Raw genomic sequence first — 12,565 nt, forward strand, 5'->3', positions numbered from 1 at the left:
TACTTACAGCAACTTTGCAAGTTTTTTCAGAAATTCAAAATACTCTTCTTCTACATGTGATGCTTTGAGGTTGTTGAATATTTCTCCCTTGATTTCATTCAATACAGCCTTTTTCTCTTGCTGACCGATACCACCTTTTTTCAACCACTCGTCGATTACATACAGTTTCCCACCACTATCGTGAAGCTGACCCTCTGATAACTCAGAAAGCAACGGATATTTTTGCATTAATTTCTTGAAGATCGGTTCAAATACTTCCGGCTTGATAAAATCTTCACCTGTTAGCGCCTTGGTGTTTTCCAATATTTCTGAATACCGGCACCACCTACCGTGGCCGTCATATTCTTTCTGATATTGTTTTGCAATGTTATCGTCATCGCTAACAATCATACACTCTCGGTCTGCAAGCTCTAAAATTGTGGAAACACGTGGAATATCTTTTATACCGACAGCATGACAAGTACCAATGCCACTGAAGTCATCTTTAAGACTCTTATATTTTGATGGAGGTGTTTTAATCGCAATGCGAAATAGCTGTTTGTCACGCCACCCTTCAAACACGATGTTTTTCTTTGCCAAATCCTCAAATATCGAATGGCCCAAGGCGTTATAGATGACTTCTTCATCCTTTATATTCGACTGACTTACATTCTCAGCAGATGTCTCCTCATTTTCCTTTTTCACAATCAAGTGTCGTTCCGTATTCTCGCGGTCCACCATAAAAATGGAATGCGTGCTATAGACAACATGATTGGTTTCAGATATCTTAATCAGCTCATCTCTCAAATATCTTGCGCCAGATGGATGCAACCCGATATCCGGCTCATCAATCAACAACAAAGTGTCTCTAAGTTGTTTAGTCCTCTCTTTTGCAGATATCATTAACAAAAACGTAACGAACCGTTTAAACCCATCACTCCTTCTGGCAAAATTATAGACATTGAATTTATCTTCGATTGCGGCATCAATGTGCGGCCCGTTCTCCGATAAAATGATTTTAATATCCTTATATTCTTTCCACACATTTCTTATATGCTTCGTTGTCCTGTCCGCTACACGCTTGAGCAAATTCCGCAAACCATTTGGCCTTTTCTGTTCCTCTGTAATTGCTTTAGCTATATCACTGATACCTGCCAACTCAAACATGTGCTTCAGAGGCAAGCAACTTGTTGGATTACTTATAAATCCACTTAGTTCAATCTTTCCTGGCAGCAGGTTCTTCTCGCTATACACCCAATAAATACAATCCAGCAAACCATCATTTACTATGTTTACAATCTGCGAACCTACCATCTCATTAATGTCTTCTGGTGTTACGTCGGTTAAATAGTTAGCTGGAATATCCGGACAATCTTCCACGTCAATGATGTGCTTGGAAATACTAATCGCGTTGTTGCTGTCTGGCAATGCAAGGGTGTAAGTCGGTGGGCACGCAGCCGAAGGTTTTTTCCAAGTGTCATGCACTTTATATCCCGTACTGAGCTTCCGATAAACAGCCTCTTTTTTGTTCTTAGGGCTTAATATGTTTACCCGGTAGACACCTTCCGTTAGTTCATCGCAAAATTTCTGCAAAGTCATTTCTTGCGCCTTATATGTCAACATAGGTTTTTTGATATTCTTGGCAATAAAGTTATCTTTGATTTTCTCAAAAACCTTTTGCCGTTCCAATTTATCGAGTTTAAAAATGAATCGGATATACGACTCCGTTACCGGAGGTTCGTCCGGCAAAGGATCCCGCTTGTCATCATCCGTTGGAACCTGATCTTCATTCAGCATGGACAGAGCGCGGAGAATATTTGTTTTGCCAGATTCATTGATTCCCACAAGAACTCTACATCTAGGACTAAAGTATATCGTTAAGTCCTTGATAGATCTAAAATTGGTAATCTGAACTCTATGTAGTTCCATTTATTGTATCCTCCACTGAACCATAAAAAGGCTTGTAAGCTCTGTCCTCTGCTTCAGCTTCCCTTCGATCTTTTCAATTAAATATTCCCTTTGCCGATCAATCTCATCCTGCGCTTCAAACAAGGACTTTCGTTTCTGGCCGCGCAGTGCTTCAAGCGCCTTAATCTGCTTCTGACCAGCGAGTTTTTCTTCCAATGTCAGGGAAACTGTTGCAGCTCGCCGGGCCTCCTTGATCTGCCGGTCAAGATCCTTGATCTCCCTCTCCAGCCCCAGCTTCAGATCATCCGCCCACCCGTCCAGCTTTTCCGCCTCATCCTCAAAATACTTCGCATTCTTCTCGGAGATGCCCTTTTGAATAGCAACCTGCCGCTGTTCTGTCAGCTCCCGCAGTTTGTCATTATTCGGAGTGTCTGTCAACGGAGAAACAGCTTTCGCCGGCAGGGACAAAAGTCTTTGCGCAAGTTCCTCCTCAAGAATCTGACCATCTTCACTAATAGCTGAACAAAGCACGTGATCTTCGGCCTGGTCAAGTGATTCAACAGTAAAAAGACTGAGAAGTAACTGACCCCGCTTGCCGATATACGGCTCCAGCCTACTGACCCTGCCCTCGTGTCCGCTATAGTCGAAGATGATCTCTGCGGGAGAAAGGTCGCGTCCTTTGGCTTGTTCAAGGATATTGGCGGCAAGCGGATGGCTGAGCCGGTAAAGATGGGCTTCGCCGGTCCTTCTTGGCAGCTCGTAGAGACCGGTTGGGATGTCTCCATCAAAAGGGCAGGATTTTAATCGAAAGGACGAATCATCCAGAAACTCCGCATGATTTCCTAATTCATAACGCGTGAGCTGTATAAGTAGACGTTCATAGCGATTAAGGTATTGTCGAGTACTTTCATCGCTCACCCGCAGTTTTTCTCGAACTTCATCGTCGAAGTTTTCAAGCAGTTGGCGACGGGTGCGGGTCATGGCCTCGTCGATCTGGATATTCAGCTCAAGCTGAAGCTGGTCGAATGATGATTTTATATCCTCGGGCGTGCGGCAGCGCTGGTAGATGTCGGCGATGCGCTTCTCGAAATCCACGCCGGACTCAATGGCACCCAGGACCTCATCACTTGCGCCGAAGACGCCCTCGAACAGCATAAACTTTTCGGAAAGAAGCTGGAATACGCGCTGGTCCGCCTCGTTGTTCCGGTTCAGGAAATTCACGACTACTACATCGTGCTTTTGACCGTAACGGTGGCATCGGCCGATACGCTGCTCAATGCGCTGGGGGTTCCAGGGCAGATCGTAGTTCACCACAAGAGAGCAGAACTGGAGGTTGATGCCTTCAGCGCCTGCCTCTGTAGCAATCATGATCCTGCCTTCTTCCCGGAAGTAATCCACGAGCGCCGAACGCATGTCAGCAGTCCGCGATCCTGTTACACGATCCGTACCTTCATGCTTTTTGGACCAGTCCCTGTAAATCTGGCGCGAGCTTTCGTCATTGTTCGAGCCGTTAAACAGAACGATGCCTTTGCTCCAAGGACTTTCGGCAAGTACACGCAGCAGATAGATCTGCGTGCGGCGGGATTCAGTGAAGATAATAGCCTTTTCCTCAGCTCCGATTTCTCGTGCTTTGGCAAATGCGATTTCAAGCGCCTTCAGAAGCGCTCTTCCCTTGGCATTGTAATCAATGGAGAGTGCAAGCTGTCGGAAGCTTTCGAGATCACTGATTTCCTGTTCAATGACTACTCTGTCCTCGGCGGATAAAGGCTCCTCTTGTTCCCCATTACCCCACTCATCCGCTGTTTCGCCAAGTGCTTCATAATCCTTGTCGAGTTCGTCCGAAAGTGGTTCTTCTGGTTCCTGCTTCTTGAGACGGAGTTGGAGACGTTTGCTCAAGGTTTCGAGTGAACCGGCGATAGCGAACGAGGAGGAAGCGAGAATCTTCCGAAGGACCAGCGTCATGAGCGACCTTTGGCTTGCTGGAAGGGCTTGCAGGTTGTCCCGTTGGAGATAGTTGGAAACAAAATTGTATAGGCGGTCTTCGCTCTCCTCCGGCGTGAACGGCTGAACAATGGAATACCGCTGGGTAAAGCGCACATAGGGCAGCACCTGTCGCCGGAGGGTCCGATGACAGATCGGTTTGAGACGCGCCTTGAGGGCTGTGAACGTGCGTTCATCACTCAGGTTGGCGTATTGTTCGCGAAAGCTTTTGAGATCGCCAAAGGTATGCTCGTCGATGAAGCTGACAAGACCGTAAAGTTCCAATAGTGAATTCTGGAGCGGCGTTGCGGTAAGAAGCAGTTTGGGGGCGTGTATCAGTGCCTGCTTTAACGTGTTTGCGATAACATTGGAGGGCTTGTACACATTGCGCAACCGGTGGGCCTCATCGATCACCACAAGGTCCCACGGTATGGCATTGACATCCGCTGCCTTGCCACGAGCGAACTGGTAAGAGCAGATAACGATCTTGTCTGATTCGAAAGGACGGAAATTCCCTTTTTTGATTGCTTCGTTGTAAGGCTTGCTTTCGAGGATGATCGAAGACAGAAAGAATTTTTCCTGCAGTTCCTGGTGCCATTGTTTGCGCAGGTTGGCGGGTGTGATGATCAGAATGCGGCGATGACGTTCTGCCCAGTGCTGTGATATGACCAGCCCGGCTTCGATGGTCTTGCCGAGCCCGACCTCATCAGCAAGGATCCCGCCCTTGGATAGTGGAGACCTGAAGGCAAAGAGCGCGGCGTCAATCTGATGGGGATTCAGGTCAACCTGAGCATCAACCAACGCGCCGGCAAGTTTCTCGATGCTGTCCGAAGCGCAGCGTTTGGTCAGCTCATGAGCGAAGTATTTTGCGTGGTAGTCGGTTAGATTCATTAATCTCGTTTATTTCAAGGAATATATTCTCCCACCTGGACAGGGTTTTGCCTATAAGGACGAATACTTCTTCGATGATCCCTTCGATTTTTCAACCGGATACTTTGCTTCATTTTTCGCAATCTTCTTCTCCACTTCCGCCAGCAAGTCAATTTTATATTCCTCGCTAAGGTAGGTGAGGAAGATGAATATATCTGCGAGTTCTTCTTTTACGTTCTTGAGTTCTTCTGCAGAGAGTTTGCGGGACTGCTCGGTGGTCTTCCAGAGAAAGTTTTCAAGCAGCTCCCCTGCTTCGATGGAGAGGGCTTCGGCGAGGTTCTTGGGATCGTGGAATTGCGACCAGTCACGCTCGTTCCGGAATGAGATGATCTTTTTCTGGATTGCTTCTAAATCAGCCATGCCCCTCCCCGACTGCGACTAATCTCTCAATAATTCAAAACATTACTACAAGCGGTCACAAAAGTCCAGAAAAGAGATGTAATTTTCGGGGGTATGCTGTCTTGCAGGGTTCAGGGTGAGAACAAGCGGCAACGGTTGGGGGTGCCGCTTCCGCACACCAAAAAATAGGGTTATTTCCATCAATTGAAAGACCCTTCGCGTTGCTCAGGGTGACACGTTCGGGCTTGTTACGAGCGTATCAAAAATTAATTACAAGCATCAACAGGACATTTCCTCGCGTAAATTGCGCCCCCTGCCTTGCTTTTAAAAAACAAAGATGTTACAGTCCGGAATAGAGTTGAGGACAAACTTGCATGAGCATTCAAAAGATCAACATAAAATCCATGGGCCGCGGCGAGCTCCAGGCCGACCTCATCGGCAGGGGGCTGAAAAAATTCCGCGCGGGCCAGATCTTTACGTGGATATATACGCAGTACGCCAGCTCCTTCGATGAGATGACGAACATCCCGAAAACAGAGCGCGTCCTGCTTTCGTCAGCCTTCTATATCTCTTCACCGAGCATCGCCCGGATGGAGCTTTCAAAGGATGGCACGAGAAAATTTCTGTTTGCGCTTGAGGACGATCACACCATCGAGAGCGTCCTGATCCCCGACGAGGACCGGCAGACGCTCTGTATTTCTTCCCAGGTTGGCTGCCAACAGGCGTGCCGTTTCTGTCTCACCGGGAGCAAGGGCTTTATCAGGAATCTTAAAACCTATGAGATCGTAGACCAGGTCCTGGAAATATCGCGCATCCTGCGCCAGGAGGGAAAACGGCGCGTCACGAACATCGTGCTTATGGGCATGGGCGAGCCGCTGGCGAACTTTGATGAGGTGCTGAAAGCGTTACAGGTCATCGCTTCGGACAAGGGATTGGGATTTGCCACGCGACGCGTGACCGTATCGACGAACGGACTCGTTCCGGAGATCGAGAAGCTGGGAAGAGCGGGCGTGAAGGTAAATCTCGCGATCTCGCTCAACGCAACGACCGACGAGGTCAGGGACAGGATCATGCCCGTGAACCGTCTCTACCCCATAAAGGAGCTTCTTGCCGCCTGCCGGCGCTATCCGCTTGAACCGAGGCGAAGGATCACCTTTGAATATGTGATGTTACAGGGTGTGAATGATACGAAGGAAGACGCCCGGGGGCTTGCCAAACTGCTCAGGGGGATCAAGTGCAAGGTGAACCTTATCCCCTTCAACCCTTTTCCCGGGAGCGTGTTCAACAGGCCTGACGACGCGACCGTGCTTGGTTTTCAAAAGATCCTGCTGGACCACTACTATATTACACCGGTGCGCGAGTCGCGCGGCAGGGACATTTCGGCGGCATGCGGGCAACTGCGGGAGCGGGTGGATCTCGCGAAAAAAATGAGGGAAGAGGGATAATCGCTTCGTTCGGACGAGGGAGAAGGTTATTTTTGTCGTCCATCGTCCATCGTCTCTCGTCCCTCACGCTTCATATTTACTCCGTCAGCTTTTGTTCCCCAGAATCCCATTGACCACGCCCAGGAGTTCCGCCGTCTGGATGGGCTTGGGAATGTACGCGTTGGCGCCCAGGGCGAGTCCGCGCTTGCGGTCCTCATCCGCGCCTTCGGTGGTAATGATGATAATGGGGATGGTCTTGTGCGAGGGGTCGTTCCGCACCATGGAGACGAGTTTGAGCCCGTCCATGATCGGCATGTTGATGTCCGTCAGGATGATGTCGAACTTCTGGACTGAGAGCTTCTTGAGCGCATCAATGCCGTCATTGGCCTCGACGATCTTGCTGCCGGGAATGCGCTTCAGGGCAAAGGAGATCAATTGCCGCATTGTAGGAGAATCTTCCACCACTAAAAAATTATACTCGGGCATTTTCCAACCTCCCTTTATTTTTCCTTGAGCAGATCGAGAAAGCTCTGGATCGTCGTGAGCTTGCGCTCTGATTGCGAATACAGCTTTGATGAAAAGAGCGCCGTGGCCGCATGGCCCGCAAGCATGGTGAACAGCTCGTAGTCCACGGGGGTGAACGCTTCCTTCTGGACCAGGAGCTTGTAGATGACGATCACGCCGATCACATGCTCCTTGATCTTGAGCGGGATAACGACAAGCGGGTTGAGATAATCGACGCTCTTCAGGTCCTTGGGATCGCCTGCGCGGTAGAACGATTCGCCCTCTTTCGCCGCCGAGCCGATGGTCCCCTCTCCCAGCTTGACGCTTGCCCGCGCTTCCGGCCCCATGCCTTCCTGTGCCACGATCGTCATTTCGTTCGTCTTTTCGTCGAGCATCATGATCGAGAACTCCTCCGCGCCGATCAGATTCATGACGATCTCGAGGATGATCTTGAGGCATTCGCTGAAATCAAGGGTGGAATGGAGCTGATAGCTTGCCACGTACAGGTTCGCCAGGTTGTTGTTCTCCGCCTCCACCTCGATGTAACGGTTCGCGAAGTCCTTGTTCTCCTCCTCCACCACGCGATAGCGGTCGATCAGCTGCTTGTTCTCTTCCTCAAGGAACTTGATCCTCTCTTCCATGCTGTGCGCCACAAAATTTCCTTCCCTGCCCGAGAATTTGGTGACTTCCTCGAACTGGGCGACCCGGTATCTGAGCTTCTCGTTCTCCTTTAAAAGCGCCTGGGTAAACTCCTCGCCCTTTTTGAATACCTGGAGAAACTCTTCAACCTTCTTGGTGATCGATGCAGAGTCCTTTTCCATCATGCCCTCCTGTTATGGCCGCTCAGGGTACCGACGCCGCTGAAGAATTAAATATGCAACACCGTAATTATAGTTGAGTCCGCAAAAATTATCAAGAAAGAATTACAGAAAGAATTATTGCGCCGCGGCTTCATTCATGACGCTGCCCGTTTGGAGTTGCACCGCGCTTCGATCTCCGCGGACATTTTGCCGAGCGCCAGCACTTTGTCCACTAATCCCGTGCGGATGGCCTCCTGCGGCATGCCGAAAACAACAGCGGTTTCTTCGCTCTCAGCGAGGCACTGGCCCTGCCTGCCCTTGATGGCGACCACTCCTTCGACGCCGTCGTTGCCCATCCCGGTAAGCACGACGCCGAGGGTGGTCGGTCCGCAGGCCTCGGCAACGGACACCATCATCTGGTCGGCGGAGGGAACGTACTTGTCCGATAGCTTCCGTTGAACCAGCTCGATCACCAGCCCTTTGCGGGTCTTCCTGACAAGAAGGTGATGCCCGCCGGGTGCTATGTGCACGGTCCCCGCCTTCACCCGGTCACCTGCCGCGGCCTCGCGCACCAGGAGCGGCGAGAGCTTGTTCAGCCGCTCGGCGAAGCTCCGGGTGAACCCGGCGGGCATATGCTGGGAGATCACGATGCCGGCGTTGAGTTCGGCGGGGAGCGTGGTCAGGATCGCCTGGATCGCCGGCGGCCCGCCGGTGGACGATGCGATCGCCACCACGTCGACCGGCCCGTGGTCCCGCGGCATCTCATCCTCTTTCCTCGCCGGGCGCTGAACGTGTTCACGGGCAAGAAGATCGATCGTGGACTTGACCTTCGTCATCTCAAGGTTCAACACGCCATGGACCTTGGACACCAGGCTGTCCCTGACGTTCTCGATGCTCTTTGAGATGCGTGCTTCAGGCTTGGCCAAAAAATCGACGGCCCCGAGTTCCAGTGCGCGAAACACACTGCGACTGTCGGAAAGCGACGAGATCACGAGCACCGGGGTAGGCCGCTCTTTCATGAGCCACCGCAGAAAGGAGAACCCGTCCATGTTCGGCATCTCGAGGTCGAGGGTGATCACATCGGGCTTGAGGCGAAGCGTCTTGGCGATGGCGTCCACGCCGTCCGTGGCGCTCCCTACCACCTCGATCCCCGCGTCGCTCGCGAGCATCTCCCCGATCACCGTGCGATTGTACGCCGAATCATCGACAACGAGGGCCCGTATCTTCTTATTCATGGCGATCATCCTTTTCCGATCCGCGCGCCGCTCACGACTCCGCCCTGGTGCGGAGAGGCTTCTGGTAAACCATGTCGTTTTTCAGTGTGCGAAGCACGAACGCGTTCGAGATGTTTATCAACGATTCAGAGTGCCCGAGGAGCAGGTAGCCGCCTTCGCGGAGCTTGCTCGCGAAGCTCTCGATCACCTTTTTCTTGGCTTCTTTGTCAAAATAAATGATGACGTTCCGGCAAAAGATGATGTCCATGTTGTTGATCAGGGTACTCTTGAGCGGATCGAGCAGGTTCACGGAGCTGAACGAAACAAGCTCTTTGACCTTGTCGACGATCCGGTAATCGCCCTTTTCCTCTTCGATGAAATACTTCGCCAGCATTTCGGGGCTCGTCACGCGGTGGGCGCCCTTCTTGTACACTCCCTTGCGCGCCGTGTGCAGGACCCGCTGGTTGATGTCGCTGCCGAGGATCTCCACCTGCCAGGTGCGCCACCAGTCACCGGATTCGAACAGCAGCATGGCAATGGTATAGGGTTCCTCTCCCGTGGAACAGCCGGCGCTCCAGATCCGCAGGGCCTTCCGGTCGGCAAGACGTTCACGCAGTTCGGGGAGGATCTCCTCGGAAAAAGCGCGCAGTTGCGGACTTTCCCTGAAGAAATAGGTCTCGTTCGTGGTCAGGTTGTCGATGAGAATGGTGAGCTCTTCCTCCCGCTTCCGGTCATAGCGGAGAAAGTGGTAGTACTCCTCGAAGCTCTTGAGCCGATGCTGCTCAAGCCTGCGAGAAAGCCGGCGTTCAAGAAGGTACTTGGACGCATCGTCAAAAAATATCCCGCAGTAGGCGTGGATAAAATCACGCAGGAGCCTGAACACATCGTCCGGCAGCGGAATGGTCTGCTCTTCAAACATTTATCTCCCCAACGCCTCGTTCGCCGCCTGGCGTACCGCCGGATCCGGATCTCCTTCGGCGATCTTCGCGAGAAGCGCCTCGACCGACGCGTCGCACCTGTGTTTAAGCGCCTCAACCGCGCCCTTCCGCACGCTCCAGTGCGGGTCCGACAATCGTGCAAGCACGGCCCACAGCACCTCGTCCCCTTCGTAACCGGCAAGTGCGGCGAGCACTGTTTTACGCACCTCCGGGTCCTGGTGATCCGCCAGTTTCAGGAGCGGATCGCATGCCGGCGCGTAGCGAAGGATGCCCAGCACCTCCACAAGAGCAAGAAGAAAAATATCGGACGCTGAACCAAGATACGACATAAGTACCTCGCCGGCCTTTGCGCCGCCGATCCTGCCCAGCCCCCGCGCGGCGGTTGCCTGGACCCAGAGGTCGGTGTCCGCAAGCAGGGTTATGAGGGCCTCTCGCGCCTCGGGCACGTCCATGGCGCCGAGCGCCTCCGCGGCTGGCATTCTGACCTCGGGGTCATCATCGGTGACCGCCAGCAGAAGAGGCCGGAGCGCCTTCGTGCCGGACGCGTTGGCGAGCGCGCTGACCACGGCCTTCCGCACGTCCGGTTCCTCGTCCTTCAGGGCGAAGGCAAGGGCGTCCACGGCCTTTTCCGTGGAAAATTTTCCGAGCAGCAGCACGATGTTCCTGCGCATAATAGCGTCGCGGGAAGAGAAGTCCTTCGTGAGCCCGTCGAGCACGGACTCATCGCCGATCGAGGCCAGGGCATGGATAGCCGCTTCCTGCACGTTCTCGTATTCGTCGCCCAGCAGGTCCAGGAGCGGTGTGACCGCGATCCGGCTCCGCAGGCGGCCGAGCGCGTTCGCGGCAGCGCTCCGCACGTGGCCGTTTTCATCCCGCAGGAGCGGGATCAGGCGTTCCTCGACCTCCGCACGGTCGACTTCCCCCAGCACCTCTGCTATGGTCCGCCGGACCAGCGCATTGTCGCTCGTGAGGTAAGGGAAAAGAAAACCTGCCTTGTCCTTGTCAATGTGCGCGAGTGAATCCGCAACGGAATCCCGGAGTTCTTCCTCGTTCAAAAGGGAGAGCAGCTTGCGGATGGAGCTTTCCCGGCCGATCCAGCCGAGCAGGGCGATGGCTGCTTTTTGAAGATCGCCGGTGCTCGAGACAAGGGTCTCTTCCAAAAGATCTACTGCCCGCTTGATCGTCCCTGCGCGCACCGACTCGATGATCATGTGCCGGTCCGTCGCACTGCTCTTGCGGTAGACCGCGTCTATGGCGACAATCGAAACTTCGCGAACGATCCTGAGCGCGTCAGCAAGGCTTGCGACGAGCGGATCGATGGTGTTCACATTGCCGATCTTGCCGAGCGCCTCGAGGATCGGTTCACGGAGATTGCTCCGGTCGAGCGCGGCAAGAAGCGTTCCGAGCGCCCGCTGTTCGCCGATCTCGCCGAGCGCTTCGGCCGCGGCGTAGTCAAGCCAGCCCTGATTGTGTCGGTTCAGGCAGGCCAGCAGGGCATCCACTGCCCGGGGATCACGGATCTTTCCCAGCGCCTCGGCGGCAGCCACGCGGATATTCTCGTCAACGTCCTCGACGAGCCTGTCGATCAGCGCGGGCACGGCGCGGGGATCCCTGGTGTCTCCGAGAATATCGACGATGAACTTCCGTACATCCGGATCCGGCGTCGCGAGAGCGGGAAGCAGGGCTTCCAGCGCGGGCCCTCCGATCTGAGCAAGGGCCTCAATGGCCGAGTTCCTGGCTCCGGCGTTATCCTCAGCTTTCAGCGCCTCGATCAGACCAATGATAACGCTCTCCCCTTCGATTGCCACCAGCGCCTCGACCGCTGTCTTCCGCACCCGCCAGTCCTTGTCCGCCATGGCGCGCAAGAGCAGGGGAACTGCCTGCTTGCCCGCACGGCCGAGATCAACCGCGGCCTCCCGCCGTTCTTCCGCGTCAATGCTCTGGAGCTTTTTGCCTAAGGCCTCAATATCCTGCATGACCCGCCTCCGCCAACGCTGAGCGCTCCTGCTGGTTCAGTATCTTCGTGATGTCGATGAGGATGATGAGCCGGTCGCCCACCTTGCCCATACCGGTGATAAACCCGGCATACTGACCCTTCGCGACCTCCGGCGCCGGTTCAATGTCATTCCCGGGAACATGGATCACTTCCTGCACGCCATCCACCACCAGCCCGAGCAATGCCTCCGGCGTTGCTCCCGATGCCCCGGGAATGGCGCCCTTGGTGATCAGCATGCGCATCTTCCTTGGATTATCGACGATCTGAGAAAGGGCAAAGCGCTTGCGCAGGTCCACGATCGGGATGATAACGCCGCGCAGATTGACCACGCCCTCTATGAACTCCGGCATTCGCGGAAGCGGAGTGATCTTGAGCGGACGGACCGCCTCGGTTATCAGACGGATGTCCACTCCGTACTCCTCGCCGCCGACCTTGAACGTCACGAGTTGGACCACGTCATCGACCACGGCATCCTTTTTCTCTTTTGATAGCATGCTTTTCAAACCCTTGCCCCCTGACCCTGATGATACGGGACCCCGGTGAGAGACAACGC

General features: G+C 53.6%; 10 protein-coding genes. 1 reads left to right on the forward strand and 9 read right to left on the reverse strand.

Annotated elements, in window-relative coordinates:
• Positions 1 to 3 precede the first annotated feature (3 nt).
• Genes M0R70_02065 through M0R70_02075 form a run of 3 tightly spaced genes read right to left on the reverse strand, consistent with a single transcriptional unit; the run spans position 4 to position 5,157 of the window.
• Entirely contained in the window at positions 4 to 1,908 is a 1,905-nt protein-coding gene (locus M0R70_02065) for an ATP-binding protein (protein ID MCK9418146.1), read from the reverse strand.
• Entirely contained in the window at positions 1,909 to 4,758 is a 2,850-nt protein-coding gene (locus M0R70_02070; GenBank protein ID MCK9418147.1) for a DEAD/DEAH box helicase, read from the reverse strand.
• Between the two features lie 51 nt (positions 4,759 to 4,809).
• Positions 4,810 to 5,157, reverse strand: coding sequence for a nucleotide pyrophosphohydrolase (locus tag M0R70_02075; protein ID MCK9418148.1), 348 nt, complete (start codon positions 5,155 to 5,157; stop codon positions 4,810 to 4,812).
• A 353-nt stretch (positions 5,158 to 5,510) separates the two neighbouring features.
• Here M0R70_02075 and rlmN point away from each other — a divergent pair, with 353 nt between their 5' ends.
• Positions 5,511 to 6,581, forward strand: coding sequence for a 23S rRNA (adenine(2503)-C(2))-methyltransferase RlmN (rlmN, locus tag M0R70_02080; GenBank protein ID MCK9418149.1), 1,071 nt, complete (start codon positions 5,511 to 5,513; stop codon positions 6,579 to 6,581).
• A gap of 84 nt (positions 6,582 to 6,665) precedes the next feature.
• On the opposite strand, the gene M0R70_02085 is transcribed toward rlmN, so the two are convergent.
• The 6 genes from M0R70_02085 to M0R70_02110 form a co-directional block, all read right to left on the reverse strand.
• Positions 6,666 to 7,046 carry a response regulator gene (locus M0R70_02085; GenBank protein MCK9418150.1) on the reverse strand — a complete coding sequence of 127 codons (381 nt, stop codon included), beginning with the start codon at positions 7,044 to 7,046 and terminating at the stop codon, positions 6,666 to 6,668.
• 14 nt (positions 7,047 to 7,060) lie between these two features.
• Positions 7,061 to 7,888, reverse strand: a complete 828-nt coding sequence (locus M0R70_02090; GenBank protein MCK9418151.1) for a GAF domain-containing protein — start codon at positions 7,886 to 7,888, stop codon at positions 7,061 to 7,063.
• A 131-nt stretch (positions 7,889 to 8,019) separates the two neighbouring features.
• Positions 8,020 to 9,099: a chemotaxis response regulator protein-glutamate methylesterase gene (locus tag M0R70_02095; protein MCK9418152.1), complete on the reverse strand. Its 1,080-nt coding sequence runs from the start codon at positions 9,097 to 9,099 to the stop codon at positions 8,020 to 8,022.
• Between the two features lie 31 nt (positions 9,100 to 9,130).
• Positions 9,131 to 9,997 carry a protein-glutamate O-methyltransferase CheR gene (locus M0R70_02100; GenBank protein ID MCK9418153.1) on the reverse strand — a complete coding sequence of 289 codons (867 nt, stop codon included), beginning with the start codon at positions 9,995 to 9,997 and terminating at the stop codon, positions 9,131 to 9,133.
• A complete protein-coding gene (locus M0R70_02105) occupies positions 9,998 to 11,992 on the reverse strand; it encodes a HEAT repeat domain-containing protein (GenBank protein MCK9418154.1) in 1,995 nt (664 codons plus the stop codon).
• Positions 11,979 to 12,506: a chemotaxis protein CheW gene (locus M0R70_02110; protein ID MCK9418155.1), complete on the reverse strand. Its 528-nt coding sequence runs from the start codon at positions 12,504 to 12,506 to the stop codon at positions 11,979 to 11,981. The genes M0R70_02105 and M0R70_02110 overlap by 14 nt, the downstream gene beginning before the upstream one ends.
• Between the last annotated feature and the right edge of the window lie 59 nt (positions 12,507 to 12,565).

It is taken from the genome of Nitrospirota bacterium, assembly GCA_023229435.1.
In the GTDB taxonomy this organism is placed as follows: Bacteria; Nitrospirota; UBA9217; order UBA9217; family UBA9217; genus JALNZF01.

Bases quoted from the DNA above. Each gene is read 5' to 3' on its own strand.
- M0R70_02090 (MCK9418151.1), bottom strand. From the start codon at position 7,888: ATGATGGAAAAGGACTCTGCATCGATCACCAAGAAGGTTGAAGAGTTT.
- M0R70_02110 (MCK9418155.1), bottom strand. From the start codon at position 12,506: ATGCTATCAAAAGAGAAAAAGGATGCCGTGGTCGATGACGTGGTCCAA.
- M0R70_02085 (MCK9418150.1), bottom strand. From the start codon at position 7,046: ATGCCCGAGTATAATTTTTTAGTGGTGGAAGATTCTCCTACAATGCGG.
- M0R70_02070 (MCK9418147.1), bottom strand. From the start codon at position 4,758: ATGAATCTAACCGACTACCACGCAAAATACTTCGCTCATGAGCTGACC.
- M0R70_02065 (MCK9418146.1), bottom strand. From the start codon at position 1,908: ATGGAACTACATAGAGTTCAGATTACCAATTTTAGATCTATCAAGGAC.
- M0R70_02075 (MCK9418148.1), bottom strand. From the start codon at position 5,157: ATGGCTGATTTAGAAGCAATCCAGAAAAAGATCATCTCATTCCGGAAC.
- rlmN (MCK9418149.1), top strand. From the start codon at position 5,511: ATGAGCATTCAAAAGATCAACATAAAATCCATGGGCCGCGGCGAGCTC.
- M0R70_02100 (MCK9418153.1), bottom strand. From the start codon at position 9,997: ATGTTTGAAGAGCAGACCATTCCGCTGCCGGACGATGTGTTCAGGCTC.
- M0R70_02095 (MCK9418152.1), bottom strand. From the start codon at position 9,099: ATGAATAAGAAGATACGGGCCCTCGTTGTCGATGATTCGGCGTACAAT.
- M0R70_02105 (MCK9418154.1), bottom strand. From the start codon at position 11,992: ATGCAGGATATTGAGGCCTTAGGCAAAAAGCTCCAGAGCATTGACGCG.